Annotated in this window: 16 protein-coding genes; 12 read left to right on the top strand and 4 right to left on the bottom strand. The window is 65.8% G+C overall.

Annotated elements, in window-relative coordinates; translation table 11 throughout:
• Positions 1-197: 197 nt before the first annotated feature.
• Positions 198-1,898, bottom strand: a complete 1,701-nt coding sequence (ybaL, locus tag AC3WTC_RS19020; protein WP_025874691.1) for a YbaL family putative K(+) efflux transporter — start codon at positions 1,896-1,898, stop codon at positions 198-200.
• A 484-nt stretch (positions 1,899-2,382) separates the two neighbouring features.
• Here ybaL and AC3WTC_RS19015 point away from each other — a divergent pair, with 484 nt between their 5' ends.
• From AC3WTC_RS19015 to AC3WTC_RS19005, 3 genes are read left to right on the top strand one after another with little or no spacing between them, the layout of a single operon-like run.
• Complete coding sequence (locus AC3WTC_RS19015; protein ID WP_080150543.1) at positions 2,383-2,898, top strand: hypothetical protein; 516 nt, start codon at positions 2,383-2,385, stop codon at positions 2,896-2,898.
• 45 nt (positions 2,899-2,943) lie between these two features.
• Positions 2,944-3,441: a hypothetical protein gene (locus tag AC3WTC_RS19010; protein ID WP_080150542.1), complete on the top strand. Its 498-nt coding sequence runs from the start codon at positions 2,944-2,946 to the stop codon at positions 3,439-3,441.
• A gap of 5 nt (positions 3,442-3,446) precedes the next feature.
• Positions 3,447-4,454, top strand: a complete 1,008-nt coding sequence (locus AC3WTC_RS19005; RefSeq protein ID WP_080150540.1) for a hypothetical protein — start codon at positions 3,447-3,449, stop codon at positions 4,452-4,454.
• Between the two features lie 113 nt (positions 4,455-4,567).
• Here the strand turns inward: AC3WTC_RS19005 and AC3WTC_RS19000 are convergent, their stop codons facing one another.
• Complete coding sequence (locus tag AC3WTC_RS19000) at positions 4,568-6,955, bottom strand: TonB-dependent receptor plug domain-containing protein (protein ID WP_025874690.1); 2,388 nt, start codon at positions 6,953-6,955, stop codon at positions 4,568-4,570.
• Positions 6,956-7,289: 334 nt separating this feature from the next.
• On the opposite strand from AC3WTC_RS19000, the gene AC3WTC_RS18995 reads away from it, so the two are divergent.
• Positions 7,290-9,155, top strand: coding sequence for an ABC-F family ATP-binding cassette domain-containing protein (locus tag AC3WTC_RS18995; protein ID WP_025874689.1), 1,866 nt, complete (start codon positions 7,290-7,292; stop codon positions 9,153-9,155).
• Between the two features lie 91 nt (positions 9,156-9,246).
• Here AC3WTC_RS18995 and ampR read toward each other — a convergent pair whose 3' ends face one another.
• Positions 9,247-10,110 (bottom strand): LysR family transcriptional regulator AmpR, encoded by an 864-nt coding sequence (gene ampR / locus AC3WTC_RS18990; RefSeq protein WP_025874688.1) that lies wholly within the window; start codon positions 10,108-10,110, stop codon positions 9,247-9,249.
• A 174-nt stretch (positions 10,111-10,284) separates the two neighbouring features.
• Between ampR and blaL2 the strand changes: the two genes are divergently transcribed.
• The 4 genes from blaL2 (at position 10,285) to AC3WTC_RS18970 (ending at position 14,898) form a co-directional block, all read left to right on the top strand.
• Positions 10,285-11,199: a L2 family extended-spectrum class A beta-lactamase gene (blaL2, locus tag AC3WTC_RS18985; RefSeq protein ID WP_492712290.1), complete on the top strand. Its 915-nt coding sequence runs from the start codon at positions 10,285-10,287 to the stop codon at positions 11,197-11,199.
• 105 nt (positions 11,200-11,304) lie between these two features.
• Positions 11,305-12,528: a cation:proton antiporter gene (locus AC3WTC_RS18980; protein WP_080150536.1), complete on the top strand. Its 1,224-nt coding sequence runs from the start codon at positions 11,305-11,307 to the stop codon at positions 12,526-12,528.
• A gap of 108 nt (positions 12,529-12,636) precedes the next feature.
• Positions 12,637-14,193: an ArnT family glycosyltransferase gene (locus AC3WTC_RS18975; protein WP_154880980.1), complete on the top strand. Its 1,557-nt coding sequence runs from the start codon at positions 12,637-12,639 to the stop codon at positions 14,191-14,193.
• Positions 14,194-14,256: 63 nt separating this feature from the next.
• Positions 14,257-14,898, top strand: a complete 642-nt coding sequence (locus AC3WTC_RS18970; RefSeq protein ID WP_025874684.1) for a hypothetical protein — start codon at positions 14,257-14,259, stop codon at positions 14,896-14,898.
• A gap of 113 nt (positions 14,899-15,011) precedes the next feature.
• Here the strand turns inward: AC3WTC_RS18970 and AC3WTC_RS18965 are convergent, their stop codons facing one another.
• Complete coding sequence (locus AC3WTC_RS18965; RefSeq protein WP_492712289.1) at positions 15,012-15,770, bottom strand: DUF3011 domain-containing protein; 759 nt, start codon at positions 15,768-15,770, stop codon at positions 15,012-15,014.
• Positions 15,771-15,930: 160 nt separating this feature from the next.
• On the opposite strand from AC3WTC_RS18965, the gene aspS reads away from it, so the two are divergent.
• From aspS to AC3WTC_RS18945, 4 genes are all read left to right on the top strand, one after another.
• Positions 15,931-17,682: an aspartate--tRNA ligase gene (gene aspS / locus AC3WTC_RS18960; RefSeq protein ID WP_032975143.1), complete on the top strand. Its 1,752-nt coding sequence runs from the start codon at positions 15,931-15,933 to the stop codon at positions 17,680-17,682.
• A 16-nt stretch (positions 17,683-17,698) separates the two neighbouring features.
• A complete protein-coding gene (locus tag AC3WTC_RS18955) occupies positions 17,699-18,034 on the top strand; it encodes a hypothetical protein (protein ID WP_025874681.1) in 336 nt (111 codons plus the stop codon).
• Positions 18,035-18,066: 32 nt separating this feature from the next.
• Positions 18,067-18,588, top strand: coding sequence for a GNAT family N-acetyltransferase (locus tag AC3WTC_RS18950; RefSeq protein ID WP_346602161.1), 522 nt, complete (start codon positions 18,067-18,069; stop codon positions 18,586-18,588).
• Between the two features lie 77 nt (positions 18,589-18,665).
• A complete protein-coding gene (locus AC3WTC_RS18945; RefSeq protein WP_025874679.1) occupies positions 18,666-19,298 on the top strand; it encodes an esterase/lipase family protein in 633 nt (210 codons plus the stop codon).
• Positions 19,299-19,364: the final 66 nt, after the last annotated feature.

Below are 19,364 nucleotides of genomic sequence, written 5' to 3'. Positions count from 1 at the left end.
GGTGGGTCCGGTTGCGGGGGCGTGAGCCGCATGGATGCGGCGACCGAGCTTACATGGACGTACTTGCAGCGTCCCCCCGCAACCGGACCCACCCCGCCATCCCACAGGAACCCCGCTTCTGCTTCGGCTGTGGCTGTTGAGGTTGCCGGCCAGCGGCCGGCACCACAGCGGGTGCCGGGCGCAGCCCGGCCGCACCCTCACACCACCGGGATGCTGTGCTGCCCAAGACTGCGGTACGGCGGGGTAGCCATCACCATTTCCGCCAGCGAGTAGGCCAGCTCGCGCTCGGCCATCACCGTGCCGTCGGCACCGTGTTCAAGCAGATGCTTCACTTCGGCATCGCTGTGCGCGCGCGCCAGCAGGGTCAGGTTGGGGTTGATCGCACGCAGCTTGGCCAAGGTCTCACCGGCTTCCAGCGGCTGCGGGATCGCCAGCACCGCGATCTTCGCGCGCTCGGGATGGGCTTCGGCCAGCACCTTGTCCGAGGCGGCGCTGCCGCGGATGCCGGGCAGGCCGGCGGCATGCGCCTCGGCCACGTGTTCCTTGTTGTCGTCGATGATCATCACCGGCACGCCACGGTCGCGCAGCACCTGCGCCAACGCACTGCCGACGCGGCCATAGCCGATGACGATGGCATGGTCGTGCAGGTCCAGCGACGGCCCCGGTGGCAGCTCGGTCTCCACCGCGGTGGGCGTGGTTTCCTGGTGCTTCAGCAGCCAGCGGTCGAGCAGGCCGAACACCAGCGGGTTGAGCATGATCGAGATCAGCGCGCCGGCCAGCACCAGCGCCTGGCCGGTCGGCGGCAGGATCTTCAGGGTCACGCCGAGGCCGGCAATGATGAAGGCGAACTCGCCGATCTGCGCCAGGCTGGCCGAGATCGTCAACGCGGTGCCGGTGGGGTGGCCGAACGCGCGCACGATGAAGAACGCCGCCGCTGATTTGCCGAACATGATGATGCCGGCGGTGGCCAGCACCTGCCACGGGTGCTCGATCAGGATGCCGGGATTGAACAGCATGCCCACCGAGACGAAGAACAGCACCGCGAACGCGTCGCGCAGCGGCAGGGAATCGCTGGCCGCCTTGTGGCTGAGTTCCGATTCATTGAGCAGCATGCCGGCGAAGAACGCGCCCAGCGCGAAGGACACACCGAACAGCATCGCCGAGCCGAAGGCCACGCCCAGCGCGATCGCCAGCACCGACAGGGTGAACAGTTCGCGCGAGCCGGTACCGGCAATGCGCTCCAGGATCCACGGAATGACCCGGCGGCCGACCACCAGCATCACCGCCACGAACAGGCCCAGCTGCACGAACGTCCAGCCGATGCTGGCCAGCACGCTGCCGAGGGTGTGGTGTTCATTGGCCGCGTCGGGCCCGAACACACCGGCCATCACCGGCATCATCACCAGTGCCAGCACGCAGGCCAGGTCCTCGACGATCAGCCAACCGACCGCGATCTTGCCGCGCTGGGTTTCCAGCAGGCGGCGCTCTTCCATCGCGCGCAGCAGCACTACGGTACTGGCCGTGGCCAGCGCGAAACCGAACACCACGCCGTGGATGACCGGCCAGCCCATCAATGCCGCCAGGCCCCAGCCGAGCAGGGTAGCGACCAGGATCTGGCCGATGGCACCGGGAATGGCGATGGCCTTGACCGCCATCAGGTCCTTCAGCGAGAAGTGCAGGCCGACGCCGAACATCAGCAGCATCACGCCCAGCTCGGCCAGCTGGTTGGCCAAGGCCTGGTCGGCGACGAAGCCCGGCGTGAACGGACCGACGCAGATGCCAGCAACCAGGTAACCGACCAGAGGAGACAAGCGGAGCTTGTTGGCCAGCGCGCCGAAGATGAAGGCGAGCCCGAGACCAACGGCAACGATGTTGATCAGGTCGGTGTCATGGTGCATCGGCTCTCGCAGGAAACAGGGGGGTACCCCGATTTTCACCGATACGGCCAGATACGGCAAACCCGGCCAGCGTATCGGATCGTTGCGTGGGCGGAGCCATCAGTGGTCGGCGTCCGACCTGGCGTGTGCGGGGCGATCGAGGATGGCTCTGTCGGGATCGGACCTGTTTGGGGTGGCCAGTTGCTCTGGATCGTGAACCGGAGCCAGACCAATGCCACCCGAGACAGGCCCGGGAAGGGTAATGGGTTCGATACGCAGCTGTGCCATCGCAGGGCCCTTTGCCACTGTGCGCCAAGGCTTTTCAGTCGATCCATTGACATACGAGGGCGGGAGGTAATTCTGGTGGCGCGCATTCTGGGCAAGACGCCTGCGGTCTGGCCGAAGTTTTCCCGGGCCGCGCACGCGTCACCATGTGCTCATTGCCCCTTTTGCTTGCCAACCAGGCTGGGCCTGCTCTTTTCAGACCGCATGGGTGAACAACCACATGAAGCTTCCCGACATTGAATTAGTGATTCAGGCGATAGGTCAGGACACCAGCTCGGTGTTCCTGTCCCGGTTACTCCAGGAACTTGAAATCGACGAGGCCGACGTCAGCCACAATCCGTTGAAATTGACTGGAAGGCGGATCTGGACAGGCGAGGAAGGCACGCTGCAGTTGAATTTCGAGGATATCGGGATGCTGGCGGATATTCCGTACCACGACGTGGACGATGGGCCCTGGGTACTCACGACGGCAGTGTTCTGGGCATCTGGGAAAAACAAACATGCCTACTCTGGCCCGTTGCCCCATGGGCTGGATTTCTCAATGTCGCGTCACCATGTGAGGGAGCGATTTTCAGCCCTGAGTGCGGGGAATCCCACCGTAGCGGGTGTCTCGGGCAATGTGGATATATGGGGCATTGGCGGCTTGGAGTTCAAAGTTAACTTCTGTGGTCCCGGAGACTCGCTTCGCTGTGTATCCGTTGGCATTCCCGTCGATCGTAGTAAACAGCAACTGTAGGTTCTCCGCAGCCCTCCTCCACAAAAGTAACAGCGAAGGATCAACATGAATCATCCAACAGTCGAAGAGTTCATCGCTGCGCTTGGCAGGGATTCAGAGTCACAGGAGCTTGGAATCGTCTTTTCCAAGATCGGAATACAGGTTCAGAACCTTGATGATTATCGCCTGGGTGTCAGTGGTCACCGGATCTGGGCAGATGATGCTGCGGGACTGCAACTCGAATTCAAGGATGTCGGCCTGCTTTCAGAGATGCCATATCACGACATCTATGATGGGCCGTGGGCGCTCACCGACGTTATCTTCTGGGGATGGCGGAAGGACACTGGTACCGAGTATGCGGGGCCACTTCCTTGCGGCTTGAACTTCCTGATGTCCAGGGATCAGGTCAGGTCAGAACTACCTGCCGATCTGGGCGCGCCAACAGTGTTTGGCTTCTCTGGCAACGTCGACGAATGGATGCTGGGAAAGCTGAATCTCGATGTTGACTACGACGGGGAAAAAGGACTTCGCTGTATCAGTCTAGGGCTGCCGGAAGAGAACTGAATGAAATGGACCTACAGGCGATAACGACCCTCTTTGGCGAAAGCGCTGCGGATCCGGCCGTCACCACGATGCTCCAGGCGCTTGGCATCAGACGCAGGCCAGAGCTGACCCGTCCCGCCAAAAGCCCTTATGAGGCAGTCCTGCGTGCAAGTGGTAAGGGCATGCTTTTTTCTTTCAGTGAGCGCAACTACTGGAATGGGCGATCCGTTGCTTCGCACGACAAGAGCGGGGAGCTGATTTTCACCAATGTTGCGGTAACGGCAGGCATTCCGGATGTGACACGCAGGTACGAAGGCGATCTGCCGTTTGGCCTGCAATGGGAGGACGACAGGACGAAAGCACGCGAACGGCTCGTTACGGCGGGGTTCGGGGACAGCTTGCACGCCGGCAGGCGCGACGCGTGGTGGCTGCCTGACTACCGCATCCGTCTGACGTATCAGTCTCAATGCATCAAGCAGGCAGGAGCGTGTGGGATCTTTGATATCAGCTTGGGAATTCCCATGCGCCCATTGGCTCGCACACCGGCAACGCGCGAGTACCCCTCAGCGGAGCAGGTAGTTGCTGCCCTCGGCAGATCGACCGACGATGCTCATTTTCAGGCCGTGTTCCGGGAATTTGGGCTTGCAAGTCTGATTGCGGAGGCGAGCAGGGAGATCGTTGACAGGGCCGACGAGCATGGCTTCATTCTCTACTTCGACAGCAAGCGGCGCACGCTCGGTGGGCGTCCGGTATGCACCGGTATCAGTTTCATCCACGATCGACTGGGAAACTCAAGAGCGTGGGCTGGATCGTTGCCATTCGGTCTTCAGTTCGATGATCCGCCTTCCATTCTCGAAGAACGCATTGGCCAAAGAGCCAGTCGTTGGCACGATGAACGGACATTTGGCAGCGCTAGCTGGATGCTCCCTGGTCTTCAAGTGAACGTGAATTTTGACAGTCTGGATAACTGTCTTGAGTCTGTCCGTGTGATTACTGATGGACGTCACACGTCCAACTGCCAGCCGCACGGCTGATCTTGCCCGCAGCACAAACTTGCCCGCAGCACAAAACAAAACACCCGCCGGATCATTCCGACGGGTGTGAAAGATGCGGGGAGGGAATGCCGGCCAGCGGCCGGCATTACCGCTTACCAGTTGTACTTGATCCGCCCGTACACATACGCGCCATTGAAGCCGAACGGCGAGTAGTTGCTGTACGGCAGCATGCCGAAGGTCGAGTTCTGCAGGTCCTCGGTGCGGTCCGGGTACTCGTCCAGCAGGTTGTCGGCGCCCACCGTCAGCGTCCAGTTCGCACTCGGCTTGTAGCTGGCCGAGGCATCCAGCACCCACTTGTCGCCGTAGGTCTGGTCACGCGCGGCGGTGGCCGAGTTGCGCACCGTGAACTCGCCGTAGCGGGTCGCCGCCAGGCCCAGTTCCCAGTGATCCGAACGCCAGGTGCCACTCAGGATCGTCTTGTCACGCGGATAACTGTCCTCGATGCGGCCGATCTCATCGCGGCCGATCAGCGACTGGGTCAGGCCCAGTGTGCCGAACACCGCCGGCGTGCCACCCACGCGCTGCACTTCGGTGTCGTTGTAGCTGTAGGCCGCGGTCAGTTCCAGGCTGCTGGCGCTGAACGGCACGGTGTAGCTGGACACGAAGTCGACGCCGCGGGTGCGGGTGTCCAGGCCGTTGGTGAAGTACGAGAACGCAGTCACCTGCGGCAGGCCGAGCGTGGTCAGCAGCGCGCTGCTGGCGGCATTGGTGCTGATGCTGGACGACAGCGCGATGCGGTCGTCAATGTCGATCTGGTACGCGTCGACGGTGATGTACAGGCGATCCACCGGCTGCAGCACCAGGCCCAGGCTGTAGGAGGTGGAGGTCTCGGCCTTCAGTGGCGACGCGCCCAGTGCCTGTGCGGCCGGGCTGGTGGTCGGGAAGGTGCCGCGTTCAACGAACACGCCGTTGAGGAACTGGCTGGTCACCGCCTGGTAGCCCTGCTGGGCCAGCGACGGTGCGCGGAAACCGCTGGAGGCGGTGGCACGCAGCGCTACCTTGTCGGTGAAGGCATAGCGCGCCGACAGCTTGCCGGAGAAGCGGTCGCCGAAGTCCGAGTAATCCTCGTAACGACCAGTGACACCGGCGGAGAACTTCTCGCTCAGGTCCGCTTCCAGGCCCGCATAGACTGCGTAGTTGTGGCGGTCGGTATGCACTTCGTTGGTCGGGGTGAAGCCGCCGAAGCCCTGCGCACCGGTGCCGGTGTAGGAATTCAGCTCGCCCGGGTTCTGGTCCCACTTCTCGCGGCGGTACTCACCGCCGAAGGACAGCGTGACCGGATAGGCCAGGCCCCAGTCCAGCGACTTGGTCAGATCGGCGTTGAAGATGTCCTGCTGGTACTTCAGCGTGCCGTCGTAGAACGAACGCGGGCTGGTCGCGCCCAGGCTGTAGTTGATGCTGTTACGGGTGTGGAAATCCAGGGTGTTCTCGCCGTGGTTCAGGCTCAGGTCCCAGGTCCAGCCGTTGTCGGTGTTGCCTTTGACCCCGGCCACCAGCGAGCGGTCCTTGGAATACTGGTTGATCTCCGGCACGAAGCCGTCGGGGTAGGTCTGCGCCAGCAGCGCGGTCTGTCCGTTGTGGTTGCGCGAACGGTAGAACGCGAACGAGGTGATGTCGCGGTTGCTGAGCAGCGCGCTCGCATAGCCGGTCACGTGGTCGCTGAAATCAAAGCTGGCATTGGCCGACGCCGCAGTGGCGTCCACGCGCGGGTCGCCGACGATGAAGGTGGTCTGGCCCACGGACGGGTAGTTGACGGTGTTCGGCGTGGTGCCGCGATAGGGGCCGGCGCGGTCGCTCTCGTCCTGCTGGCTGATCTGGCCGGCCACGTGCACGCGGCCACGGCCGTTGCCGAATTCCACGCCGGTATCGCCGGACAGCTGGTACTTGTTGCCGTCGCCGGCCGAATACTGGCCGTAGTCGACGGCCAGGCTGCCACCGCTGCCGCTGCCCTTCAGCACGATGTTGATGACGCCGGCGATGGCATCCGAACCGTACTGTGCCGAGGCGCCGTCACGCAGCACCTCGACGCGCTCGATGGCGGCGATCGGAATCGCGTTGATGTCCACCGCCGACGAACCGCGGCCGATGCTGCCGTTGACGTTGATCATCGCCGAGGTGTGGCGGCGCTTGCCGTTGACCAGCACCAGCACCTGGTCCGGGGACAGGCCGCGCAGCTGTGCCGGGCGCACACCGCTGGTGCCGTCGGTCAGCGCGGGGCGCGGGAAGTTCAGCGACGGCAGCGCGCGGGACAGCGCGGTGGCCAGCTCACCGGTACCGGTGGACTGCAGGATCTCGGGGGTGATGATGTCGATCGGCGACTGCGATTCGGCGACCGTGCGGTCGGCCACGCGGGTGCCGGTGACGATCACCGTATCCAAGGTGTTGGCGGCGGTGCCGGCCTGCTGGGCGGCGGCAACGAACGGAGAACCACCGAGTGCGACAGCGACGGCGGCGGCGATCAGGCTGGTCTTGCGGGTCATCGGGAGGGGGCTCCGGTTGGCGGGATGGCACCGGAATCGACATCACGGGGGTGAGGCGGACGACGGTTGTTGCGGTGCGCAATACAGGAATTAACGGGATATTCAGTGCCTGTCAAATGCCGGTCATCAGAAAAAACGTTGCAGCAGCAACCATTTAGCTGCGACAGGCGGTGACGGGGGAGGGGCCCGGGAGGCGCGCGGACAGGACGTGGGAGAGAGGAACGTCGGCCGTCGCGCATCCCGGGGCGCGTCAAGTATTCGTTAACGTTAGAATTGCGTCGCAGGAACAGTGCTTACCAGCACATTCCATTCGGTTATATGGACGCCTCCCCCCATGATTTCGCTTCGTAATTTCGCCTTGCGCCGCGGCGAGCGGCTGCTGTTGTCCAATGTCGACCTGACCCTGCATGCCGGTTACCGGGTAGGCGTGGTCGGCCGCAACGGTGCTGGCAAGTCCAGCCTGTTCGCGGCGGTGAAGGGCGAACTGGAGGCCGACAAGGGTGACGTCGACCTGCCGGGCAAGATCCGCATCGCCAGCGTTGCCCAGGAAACCCCGTCCCTGCCGGACCCGGCGCTGAGCTTCGTGCTGGGCGGTGACATCGAAGTGGCTGCGGTGCTGGCTGCCGAAGCCGACGCCACCGCCCGCGAAGACTGGGAAGCGGTGGCCGAGGCGCATACGCGCATGGCCGAGCTGAACGCCTACGACGCCGAAGCACGTGCCGGCAAGCTGCTGCATGGCCTGGGCTTCCCTGCCGAAACGCACCACCGCGCCGTGTCCTCGTTCTCCGGCGGCTGGCGCGTGCGCCTGAACCTGGCCCGCGCGCTGATGATGCCCAGCGACCTGCTGTTGCTGGACGAACCGACCAACCACCTGGATCTGGACGCGGTGTACTGGCTGGAACAGTGGCTGCTGAAGTACCCCGGCACCCTGCTGCTGATCTCGCATGACCGCGAGTTCCTCGACAACGTGGCCACCCACACCCTGCACCTGCACGGTGGTGGCGCCAAGCTTTACCCGGGCGGCTACACCGACTTCGAGCGCCAGCGCGCCGAACAGCTGCGCCAGCAGCAGATCGCGCATGAGAAGGAACAGGCCGAGCGCGCCCACCTGCAGAGCTTCATCGACCGCTTCAAGGCCCAGGCCAGCAAGGCCGCACAGGCACAGAGCCGGATGAAGCGCCTGGCCAAGCTGGCCGGTACCGAGGCGGTGCGCGCCGAGCGCGAGTTCCGCATCGAGTTCGCACCGCCGGCCAAGCTGCCGTTCTCGCTGATCCGCCTGAACCACGTCGAGGCCGGCTACGGCAGCGATTCGGTGATCCTGCACAACGTCGGCTTCGGCCTGGAAGCGGGCCAGCGCATCGGCCTGCTGGGCCCCAACGGCGCCGGCAAGACCACCCTGGTGAAGACCCTGGTGGGCGAACTGGCACCGATTGCCGGCGAGCGCGCCGCGCACCCGGACCTGCGCATCGGCTACTTCGCCCAGCACACGGTCGAGTCGCTGCATGAAGGCCAGTCGCCGATGGAGCACTTCCGCGACCTGGCCCCGGATGCACCGAACCAGTCGTTCCGCGATTTCCTCGGCAAGTGGAATTTCCCGGGCGACCGTGCCTTTGAACCGGTGGATGGTTTCTCCGGTGGCGAGCGTGCACGCCTGGCGCTGGCGTTGATCGCCTGGCAGCAGCCGAACGTGCTGTTGCTGGACGAACCGACCAACCACCTTGACCTGGAAATGCGCGAAGCCCTGGCCGAAGCCCTGGCCGATTTCGACGGCGCGATCGTGATGGTTTCGCATGACCGCCACCTGATCGGCCTGGTCTGTGACACCTTCTGGCGTGTGGCCGACGGCGTGGTCGAACCCTTCGATGGTGACCTCGATGCCTACGCCGCCTGGCTGCGCACGCGCCCGCAGGCGCAGGGCACCAAGGCACGCATGGAGCAGGTGGAGGAACCGGTGGTGGTCACGACCGCACCGGTCGCGCAGGTGGTGCAGAAGAAGCCGGTCAACCCGCACAAGCTGGCCAGCGCCGAAGCCAAAGTCGCCGAGCTGGAAGGTGTGCTGGCCGAACTGGACCGGCAGCTTGCCGACTCGAGCAACTATGCCGATGCCACGCGCATGGCCGTGCTCGGCCGCGACCGCGAAGCCGCCGCCGCACAGCTGGAAAAGGCCGAAGCGGCCTGGATGGAACTGCTGGAGTCCTGATTCCATCGGTATCGCCGGGCCATGCCCGGCAGCTTCTTCCAACCGCTGCGCTCGCCGGGCATGGCCCGGCGCTACCCGCGGCGCGCGTGTTTCATCCCTGCGCCTGCAGCCATTCGCGGAACCGCTTGGCCGGTTCCCGTTCGGCACGCGAGCGCAGACGGGTCAGCCAGTAGCGACCCAGCTCCAGCGTGGTGGCAAACGGCTGCAGCAGCCGGCCCTCGGCCAGGTCCGCTTCGAACATGCGCAGCGGCAGCAGGGCAACGCCTGCGCCACCGGCCGCAGCCACCGCCAGCGTCAAGGACGAATCGAACACCGGTCCGCGCGCTTCCACGCCGTTGGCCCCGGCCATCTGCAGCCAGCGTGGCCATTCGTCGCTGCGGTACGAACGCAGCAGCGGCAAGGCCGCCAGGTCGCGCGGATGCTTCAGCCGCCGCGCCAGTGCCGGCGCGCACAACGGCGCGAACGGCGCGTCCAGGATCGCCGTGCAGGCCTGTCCCTGCCAGTCGCCATCGCCGAAACGGATCGCCAGGTCCAGGCCTTCACCGGCCAGGTCGATGCGGTTGTTGTGGGTCTGCAGCCGCAGTTCGATATCCGGGTGGGCCGCATCGAACGCGGCCAGCCGCGGCAGCAGCCAGCCGGTGGCGAAGGTGCCGACCACGCCGATCGTCAGCACTTCCCGCGCCGGGCCACCGGTGTAGCGGGCGATGCTGGCTGAAATGCGCTCGAAGGATTCATTGAGCACCGGGTACAGGGCTGCTCCTTCCTCGGTCAACGCCACGCCGCGGGGCAGGCGGTGGAACAGGCGGATACCCAGCCGGTCCTCCAGTCCGCGTATCTGGTGACTCAGCGCCGCCTGGCTGACGCAGAGTTCCAGGGCGGCCCGGGTGAAATTCTGGTGCCGGGCAGCCGCTTCGAAGGCGCGCAACGCATTCAGCGAAAGGGTGGGGTGCAGCATGGGGACGTGTGAGGCAGGATGATGGCTGATGGTAGCGCCTTGCCATGGGCGTTGGATAAATAAAGGGTTTAATGCGTCATGCATGAATTAATCTCATGGCTGACGCTGAAAAAACGCGCTGGTCGCCTTTGCCGACCCTTTCAATAATCGGGACAGCTTCCACGAGGATTCCGCATGCTTGCCCGTCGTCGATTCCTGCAGTTCAGTAGTGCCGCAGTCGCCTCCACCCTTGCGTTGCCGCTGCTGGCCCGGGCTGCCGCACCCGCCACCATGCCCACCACATCGGTCGATGCCGCCATCGCCGCCGCCGCCGACTTCGCCGCACTGGAAAAGGCGTGCCGCGGTCGACTCGGCGTAACCCTGCTCGACAGCGCCGGTGGTCGCCGCCTCGGCCATCGCCAAGACGAACGCTTCCCGCTGTGCAGCACCTTCAAGAGCGTCCTGGCCGCCACGGTGCTAAAGCAGGCCGAGCGCGATCCGGCACTGCTGGACCGGCGCCTGCCGGTGCGGACCCAGGACCTTCTGGAGCACGCGCCGGTCACCCGCCGCCACGTCGGCAAGGACCTGACCGTGCGTGACCTGTGCCGGGCCACGTTGATCACCAGCGACAACACCGCCGCCAACCTGTTGTTCGCAGCGATCGGCGGGCCGCCGGCGGTGACCGCATTCCTGCGCGCCACCGGCGACACGATCACCCGCAGCGATCGCCTGGAGCCGGAACTGAACAGCTTCGCCATCGATGATCCCCGCGACACCACTACGCCGGCGGCCATTGCATCGACGCTGCAGCGTCTGGTGCTGGGCAATGCACTCAGGCCTGCCTCACGCCAGCAGTTGGCCGACTGGCTGATCGACAACGAAACCGGCGATGCCTGCCTTCGTGCGGGCCTGGGCAAGCGCTGGCGGGTGGGCGACAAGACCGGCAGCAATGGCGAAGACGCCCGCAACGACATCGCCGTGTTGTGGCCGGTGCAGGGCGGTTCGCCCTGGGTCCTGACCGCCTATCTGCAGGCGGGCACGATCAGCTTCGAACAGCGCGCGGCGGTACTTGCGCAGGTCGGGCGGATCGCCGATGGGCTGATCCGCTGAAGGGCGCTCTGCCGAAAGGAGAGGACACTTTCAGCCGTGTCCGGCTTGCCCGATCCGGATCGAACCCGCATCCTGCGCGCGTTCGATCCACACGGAAGTCCCCCGATGAGCCATGAACTGGTCTACCTGCTGCTGATCTTCGCGCTGCTGGTCATCCCGCGCGCGCTGCAGCGGTTCAGCCTGCCGGCGCCGCTGACCTGCCTGCTGTTCGGCATCATCGGCATGCTCTGGCTGGGCGACCAGGCGCACGACGCGGTCATCGCACTGCTGGCCACGCTGGGCATCTCCTCACTGTTCCTGTTCGCCGGCCTGGAAGTTGACCTGCAGGCCCTGCGGCGCGGCATGTGGCCGCTGCTGGCGCATCTGCTGATCCGCAGTGCGACCCTGTTCGGCGTCGGCTGGCTGGCCTGGCGTTACGCCGGCCTGCCATGGCAGGCGGCCGGGTTGCTGGCGCTTGCGCTGCTGACCCCCTCCACCGGTTTCATCATGGATTCGCTGTCGCGGCTGGGGCTGAGCGAGGACGAGCGGTTCTGGGTCACCAGCAAGGCCATCGCCGGCGAACTGCTGGCCCTGGCGGCGTTGTTCATCGTGCTGCAGGCTGGCGATCCCGGGCACATGGCGCTGTCCAGCCTGGCCCTGCTGGCGATGATGATCGGCCTGCCGCTGCTGTTCATCGCGCTTGGTCGCTGGGTCGCGCCGCATGCGCCGGGCTCGGAATTCTCACTGCTGGTGATGGTGGGCATGGTGGCGGCGTACATCACCTACCTGCTGGGCGTGTACTACCTGGTTGGCGCCTTCATTGCCGGCCTGGTCGCGCGCCTGCTGCACCAGCGCATGCCGCTGCTGGCCTCGCACGAAAACCTGCATGCGCTGCGTCTGTTCGCCTCGTTCTTCGTGCCGTTCTACTTCTTCAACGCCGGCACCAAGGTGCCCAGCGAAGCGCTGAGCTGGGAGGCGCTGGGGCTGGGCATCGTCATCACCCTGGTGGTGCTGCCGCTGCGCATCGCAGTGGTCTGGCTGCAGCGCCGCGTGATGTTCGGCGAGAGCTTCCGCAGCAGCCTGCGCGTATCGCTGGCGCTGGCACCGACGCTGATCTTCACCCTGGTGCTGGCCGCGATCATGCGCGATCGCTTCCAGATTCCCGCGGTGCTGTTCGGCGCGCTGCTGCTGTATGCCGCCTTGACCACGCTGCTGCCCTCGCTGGTGTTCCGCACGCCGTTCGATGTCGATCCGGTCGAGCAGGAGCCGGCAGGGCAGGGCAAAGATGCGCCGGTGGCAGCGACGGACGTGGTTGCTGCCGATCCGCCGTCAGCCGCTGCATCGCGTTGAGGCTGCGCAGGGCATCAGCAGGCTTGCGTTGTGGACGCGCGGCACGTGACACTGCGCGCCCCGCGATGTGCCGGTTCCGGTACGTCGGATATCCCAGGAGCTGCAGGCGTGACCCAGGACGTGAACCTCGATCGTAAACTGCTGCCAGGCCGGATCCTGCTTTGGTTCTCTGCCTTCGCATTGCTGATCCTGTTCGGATACAGCTGGTCGATGCCACCGGTCGATGCCTCGGGATTCCGACAGACGCAGACTGCGCTGTCGATCGACTGGATGGTGCGCGGTGGCCCGTGGCTTGACTACCTGACACCGGTGCTCGGTGCGCCGTGGTCGATTCCCTTCGAATTCCCGCTCTACCAGTGGCTGGCCGCGGTGTTGTCCAGCGCCACCGGCATCAGCGCGGACAACAGTGGCCGGCTGGTTTCCACCGTATTCCACGTCGGCTGCATCTGGATGGTCTACCGCATCAGCCTGGTGGTTCGTCCGGATCGCGTGCTGGCGCTGTGCCTTGCCGGCGCCTTCGCCGTATCGCCGCTGGCCCAGTTCTGGGGCCGCTCGGTGATGATCGAATCGACGGCGGTATTCTTCGGCCTGCTGTTCGTCTGGGCCATGGCACGTCTGCATGTGCAGCCGAGGGCGTGGGTGGGGCTGGTGGCCATCGTCGCTGCGATGCTGGGCGCACTTATCAAGATCACCACTTTCTTCGGCTTCGCTGCCTTCACCGTGCTGGCCGTTGCCTGGATGGTGTTGCGCGAGCACGGCTGGCGCCCTCACTGGCTGGCCACACACTGGAAGCTGCTGGCCGGGGGCGCGCTGGCGGCCCTGGCCGCTCTGCTGGCCATCGTCCTTTGGCTGCAGCATGCCGACGCGCTCAAGGCCCAGTCCGCACTGGGCGTGCAGGTGACCTCCGAAGGGCTGGCCGGATTCAACTACGGCACCCTCCAGCAGCGCCTGGACCCTGCGACGTGGTGGGGCACGATCTTCAAGAAGCGCTTCTCGGGGCCAGTGGGCTCCAACTGGGTGTTCCTGATCTTCCTCATCGCGGGGCTGTCGATCCGGCAGATCCGCGCACCGGTGGTCGTACTGCTGCTGGCCTACCTGATGCCGATGGCGGTGTTTACCAACCTGCAGGTGGTGCACCCGTACTATCAGTTCGCCCAGCTCGTGTTTGCCACGTCCATCGTCGGCCTGGTGCTGTGGTGGGTGATCCAGCGCGGCGAAGCGGCCGGCAAGCCGGGTCGAGGTGTGGCTCTGGCGATCTTCCTGTGCCTGCTGTCGGTGGGGTTTGGGCTGGTGAAGTCGCTGAAGGACATGAAGGAGGCGCGCGAGCCGACCACGATCTCGCAGATCGCTGACTTGATCCGGTCCGATACGCCCGAGCAGGGCGTGGTGATGGCCTTCGGCGACGACTGGTCTTCGGCGCTGCCATATCGGTCAGGCCGTCGCGCGGTGATGATTCCCGATTGGGCGTCGGATCCGGCGCTGGAAGCACTCGCCGGCAATGATGACGCTTTGGGCGGGCTGCCGCTGGTGGCACTGGTCAATTGCCCCAACGGCCTGGGCAGCACCCCGCAGCGCGCGCAATGGCAGGCTGCGATCGTGCAGCGCTATTCGCAGGGCGCGCAGATGCAGGAAATCGGTGACTGCAAGGTCTGGCTGCGCCACTGATCTGCCCGTGATGGTCGGCCGGCACGGTTTGCGCCTGCCGGCCATGGCCGTTAGGGTTGGGGCATGAAACCGATCGCCGCTGTTGCTTCCGCCTTCGCCCTGCTCGGCCTCGCCGCCTGCTCGCAGCCATCGCATACGGTCAACCACGATCTGTCGACCGCGCCGGCCGACGCCTTCATGGCCGCGGTTGCTGCCCATTGTGGCCAGGCGTACGAGGGCAAGGTGGTGGAAGACACGCCGGCCCCTACCGGTAAAGACCCCTTCGCCGGGCAGAAGCTGGTGATGCACGTGCGGGGCTGCGCCGACCCGGGCCATGAGCTGCGCATCCCGTTCCACGTCGGCGATGACCATTCGCGCACCTGGGTGTTGACCCGCACCGAGCACGGGCTGCGCCTGAAGCACGACCATCGCCACGCCGATGGCAGTCCCGATGCGATCACCCTGTACGGCGGTGACAGCAAGCCGCCGGGCACCGCCGAACGCCAGCAGTTCCCCGCCGATGGCGAATCGGTGGCGATGTTCCGCCGTGCCGACATGCTGGCTTCAACCCACAACACCTGGGCGATGGAGATCGAGCCGGACCAGCGTTTCGTCTATGAGTTGACGCGCCCGGAAGGGCGCCGTTTCCGGGTCGAGTTCGATCTCAGCAAGCCGGTCGCGCTACCGCCGGCGCCCTGGGGTGATGCAGCGGCGCCGGCACCCTGATCGGCCCCCCTGGCATGCTGCCGCGGACAGCCCGGTAGCGCCGGGCCATGCCCGGCGGCTTTCAAGCGGAGACCCTGCCGCTGCGCTCGCCGGGCATGGCCCGGCGCTACCCCTCAACGCGTGCCGAAGCGCGCCCGGCAGCCGTTGCTGACCCACACGTTGCCGCGCGAGTAGCCCCAGGTCCGGCCTTCCTGGCAGGCGCTGCCGGACAGCTGCTGCTGCAGCACAGGCCGGCCCTGGCGTTCATCCCAGTTGCAGCTCTGCTGGCGGTTGTTGTTGCTGCTGCAGGTCACGGTGTAGTTGCTGTTGCCACCACCCCAGCCGCCGCCATTGCCCCCACCATTGCCGCCGCCCCAGCCACCGCGGGCCTCGGCGAACTCGGCGCGGCAGCCGCGGTTGACCCAGATCGCGCCGTTGCGCACGCCCCAGTTCTGGCCTTCCACGCACTGCGTGCCGGAGATCTGCCGGACCACGCGTGCGTTGCGCCAGCCCACCGGGCAGCTGCGTTCGCGGTTGTCCTGGCTTTCGCAGCGCACGGTGCCGCTGTTGCCGTTGCCGTTGCCACCACCCCAACCGCCGCCGTTGCCGCCACCCCAGCCGCCTCGGCCCTGGGTGAATTCGGCGCGGCAGCCGTTGTTGACCCAGATGCTGCCATTGCGGGTGCCCCAGGTTCGGCCTTCCACACAGGCCGAGCCGGACAGCTGGCGGACCAGCCGGGCATCGCGCCAGCCGGTGTTGCAGACGCGTTCGCGGTTGTTCTGGCTCTCGCAGCGGACCACCCCGTCCTGCGCGGCGGCAGGGGCGGAGTGCAGGGCGAGCGCGGTAAAGCTGCCAAGGATCACGGCCAGGCTGGCCAGGGACTGCGGTTTCATGGCGACATCCCCATACGGGAGTAGGTGCGCGACTATAAGGACGGGGGCGATCAAGCCCGCGTGACCGTCCGCATTTGCCCCGGCCGGGGCCTCGGCCGCAGAATAAGAGGCTTTCCGGCCCCCATCAGGCGCCGGCGTTCTCCAGCGGAGCTTTCCCCCCATGCGTACCCACTTCTGCGGCCTGGTCGATGAGACCCTGATTGGCCAGACTGTCACCCTCGCCGGCTGGACCGACGTGGCCCGTAACCAGGGCGGCGTCTGCTTCATCGATCTCCGCGATCATGAAGGCATCGTGCAGGTGACGGTGGAGCTCGACAACGCCGAAGTGTTCGCCGTGGCCGCCTCGCTGGGCTATGAGGACGTGCTGCAGGTGGAAGGCGTGGTACGTGCCCGCCACGCGGTCAACGACAAGCTGCGCACGGGCAAGGTGGAAGTGATCGCCACCGCCATCACCGTGCTGAACAAGGCCGCGCCGCTGCCGTTCCACGCCCACGAGAACCCGGGCGAAGAAACCCGCCTGAAGTACCGCTACCTGGACCTGCGTCGTCCAGAGATGCAGCGCATGCAGCGCACCCGCATCAAGCTGGTGCAGGCCCTGCGCCGCCACCTGGACGAGAAGGGCTTCCAGGACATCGAAACGCCGATCCTGACCAAGGCCACTCCGGAAGGCGCACGCGACTTCCTGGTGCCGGCGCGCATGCACCCGGGCGAGTTCTATGCCCTGCCGCAGAGCCCGCAGCTGTTCAAGCAGATCCTGATGGTGGCCGGCTTCGACCGCTACTACCAGATCGCGCGCTGCTTCCGCGATGAGGCCCTGCGTGCCGACCGCCAGCTGGAATTCACCCAGCTGGACATGGAGTTCGCCTTCGTCCGCGAGCGCGACGTGCAGGACTTCGTCGAAGACATGATCCGCGCCATCTTCAAGGAAGTGGTCGACGTCGAACTGGATGCCAGCTTCCCGCGCATGACCTGGGCCGAGGCGATGCGTCGCTATGGTTCGGACAAGCCTGACCTGCGCATCGAGCTGGAACTGGTGGACGTGGCCGAGCTGGTCAAGACCAGCGAATTCCCGGTGTTCACCGCTGCTGCCAATGATGCCGATGGCCGCGTCGCCGCCCTGCGCATCCCCGGTGGTGCCAGCCTGTCGCGCAAGCAGATCGACGAGTACGCCGCGCACGCCGCCAAGTACGGTGCGAAGGGCCTGGCCTACATCAAGGTGGGCGAGAACGGTGAAATCAGCTCGCCGATCCAGAAGTTCTTCAGTGAAGAGGGCTTCGCCGCCCTGGTCGCCCATGTCGGCGCCGGCAACGGCGACATCGTGTTCTTCGGTGCCGGCGGCTACAACAAGGTGTCCGACTTCATGGGTGCGCTGCGCCTGAAGGCCGGCAAGGACTTCGGTCTGGTCGCCGACAGCTGGGCGCCGCTGTGGGTCACCGACTTCCCGATGTTCGAATGGGACGAGGAAGCCCAGCGCTACGTCGCCCTGCATCACCCCTTCACCGCGCCGGCCGTGGACGACATCGCCGACCTGCGCGCGCACGCCAAGACTGCCGTTTCGCGCGGCTATGACATGGTGCTCAACGGCAATGAAATCGGCGGCGGTTCGATCCGTATCCACCGCCCCGACATGCAGAGCGCGGTGTTCGAACTGCTCGGCATCGGTGCCGAAGAAGCCCGCGCCAAGTTCGGCTTCCTGCTCGACGCGCTGAACTACGGCGCGCCGCCGCACGGTGGCATCGCCTTCGGCATCGACCGCATCGCCGCACTGATGGCCGGTACCGAGTCGATCCGCGACGTCATCCCGTTCCCGAAGACCACCGGTGCGCAGGATCTGATGACCGACGCGCCGTCGCCGATCGTCGACGAGCAGCTGGCCGAAGTGCACATCCAGGTTCGCCCCAAGAAAAACTGATCAGGAGATCCAGGCAATGACCGAGTTTGCGTTTTCGCTGGAGTGGGAAAAGCTGGGCAATGAAGGCTCCGAGGCCAACCTGGTCACCGAGCGTGCACGTGTCTTCGGTGGTTGGCTGGTCCGTGTCGGTACCAACCCGTCGGCCATGGCCCTGACCTTCGTCGCCGACGGCGAAGGCCGCTGGGACGGTGAAGACTTCGGCGTCGAGGATTACGAAGACGACGAAGAGGAAGAGTACGACGAGGACGAGGAAGGCGAAGAAGAGGAAGACGGCGAGGAAGAAGAGGACGACGAGGAATACGAAGAAGAGGAAGAGGAAGAAGACGACAAGGAACCGGCGGAGCGGGCTTGACCCGAACCGTGGTCCTGACGTCAACTCGACCCATGTATTCGATCCGCCGCGCCACTGTGGACGACGCGCCGACCCTGTCGGCGCTGGCCGCATGCACGTTCACCGAAACCTTCGGCCATCTGTATCCGCCGCAGGACCTGCAGGACTTCATCGACGAGGCCTACACGGTCGAGCGTCAGCGCACGATCCTGGCCCACCCCGATTACGCGGTGTGGCTCCTGGAGCTGGACGGGGAGGCGGTCGGCCATGCCGCCGCCGGACCCTGTGGGTTGCCGCATCCGGACGTGAAGCCCGGTGACGGCGAGCTCAAGCGCCTGTACCTGATCAAGACGCAGCAGAGCTGCGGCTGGGGCAGCCGCCTGCTGGAAACCGCGCTGGCTTGGCTGGAGCACGACGGCCCGCGCACGCTGTGGCTGGGCGTGTGGTCGGAAAACTTCGGCGCGCAGCGCTTCTATGCCCGGTATGGTTTTGAAAAGGCCGGTGAGTACCTGTTCCCGGTGGGCGATACCAACGATCTTGAGTTCATCCTGCGCCGTCTGCCGCATCCGGCCTGAAACCGTTCACCGCCGCTTGCCCCTGGCTTCTGTTCAATCACCGTAGTTCCGCCCCGCTGACCGCCAGGCTGTTGCACATGACTCCCCCCGTTCTGTTGTTGCATGGCATCTGGAATGCCCGTGCCTGGGTCGGGCCGCTGGCCTGGCGCCTGCGCGCGCGCGGCTTCCAGGTCCATACCTTTGGCTACTCGTCCGTATTTGGCGGTCCTGATGTGGCCGTGCCGCAGTTGCTGGAGCGGCTGGCAGATGCTGGCCCGCTGTCCCTGGTGGGGCACAGCCTGGGTGGCCTGCTGGCGCTGGAAGCCCTGCGCCGGCAGCCGCAGTTGCCCGTGCAGCGCGTGGTCTGCCTGGGCTCGCCACTGCGGGGCAGTGGCACCGCGCGCTCGTTGTCCGAACATGGTTGGGGCCTGGCCCTGGGCCGCAGCAGCGAGCTGCTGCTGGACGGGCTGCCGGACTGGCAGGGCAAGGCCGCAGTCGGCCTGATCGCCGGCTCGGTGCCACATGGGCTGGGCAGCCTGCTCGGGGCGCTGGATGACGATTCCGACGGTACCGTGGCGCTGGCCGAGACCCGCCTGCCGGGCCTGGCCGACCACTGCGTGGTGCGCACCAGCCACAGCGGCCTGGTGGTGTCGCCCGATGCCGCGCGGCAGACCGCGCATTTCCTCCGCCATGGCCAGTTCGACCATGGCCGGGACGCCGCCGCCGCGTAAGGCGGTTCGCCGGGCATGGCCCGGCGCTACCACGGCGGTGCACCCCCGGTAGCGCCGGGCCATGCC

The organism is Stenotrophomonas sp. FW305-C-20-S1, assembly GCF_058783335.1.
The sequence above is the reverse complement of the archived record's forward strand: the minus strand, read 5'-3'. Positions and strand labels throughout refer to the sequence as shown.

Bases quoted from the DNA above. Each gene is read 5' to 3' on its own strand.
- ybaL (WP_025874691.1), bottom strand. From the start codon at position 1,898: ATGCACCATGACACCGACCTGATCAACATCGTTGCCGTTGGTCTCGGG.
- ampR (WP_025874688.1), bottom strand. From the start codon at position 10,110: ATGCTGCACCCCACCCTTTCGCTGAATGCGTTGCGCGCCTTCGAAGCG.
- aspS (WP_032975143.1), top strand. From the start codon at position 15,931: ATGCGTACCCACTTCTGCGGCCTGGTCGATGAGACCCTGATTGGCCAG.
- AC3WTC_RS19000 (WP_025874690.1), bottom strand. From the start codon at position 6,955: ATGACCCGCAAGACCAGCCTGATCGCCGCCGCCGTCGCTGTCGCACTC.
- AC3WTC_RS19005 (WP_080150540.1), top strand. From the start codon at position 3,447: ATGGACCTACAGGCGATAACGACCCTCTTTGGCGAAAGCGCTGCGGAT.
- AC3WTC_RS19015 (WP_080150543.1), top strand. From the start codon at position 2,383: ATGAAGCTTCCCGACATTGAATTAGTGATTCAGGCGATAGGTCAGGAC.
- AC3WTC_RS18945 (WP_025874679.1), top strand. From the start codon at position 18,666: ATGACTCCCCCCGTTCTGTTGTTGCATGGCATCTGGAATGCCCGTGCC.
- AC3WTC_RS18955 (WP_025874681.1), top strand. From the start codon at position 17,699: ATGACCGAGTTTGCGTTTTCGCTGGAGTGGGAAAAGCTGGGCAATGAA.
- AC3WTC_RS18970 (WP_025874684.1), top strand. From the start codon at position 14,257: ATGAAACCGATCGCCGCTGTTGCTTCCGCCTTCGCCCTGCTCGGCCTC.
- AC3WTC_RS18980 (WP_080150536.1), top strand. From the start codon at position 11,305: ATGAGCCATGAACTGGTCTACCTGCTGCTGATCTTCGCGCTGCTGGTC.
- AC3WTC_RS18950 (WP_346602161.1), top strand. From the start codon at position 18,067: ATGTATTCGATCCGCCGCGCCACTGTGGACGACGCGCCGACCCTGTCG.
- AC3WTC_RS19010 (WP_080150542.1), top strand. From the start codon at position 2,944: ATGAATCATCCAACAGTCGAAGAGTTCATCGCTGCGCTTGGCAGGGAT.
- blaL2 (WP_492712290.1), top strand. From the start codon at position 10,285: ATGCTTGCCCGTCGTCGATTCCTGCAGTTCAGTAGTGCCGCAGTCGCC.
- AC3WTC_RS18995 (WP_025874689.1), top strand. From the start codon at position 7,290: ATGATTTCGCTTCGTAATTTCGCCTTGCGCCGCGGCGAGCGGCTGCTG.
- AC3WTC_RS18965 (WP_492712289.1), bottom strand. From the start codon at position 15,770: ATGAAACCGCAGTCCCTGGCCAGCCTGGCCGTGATCCTTGGCAGCTTT.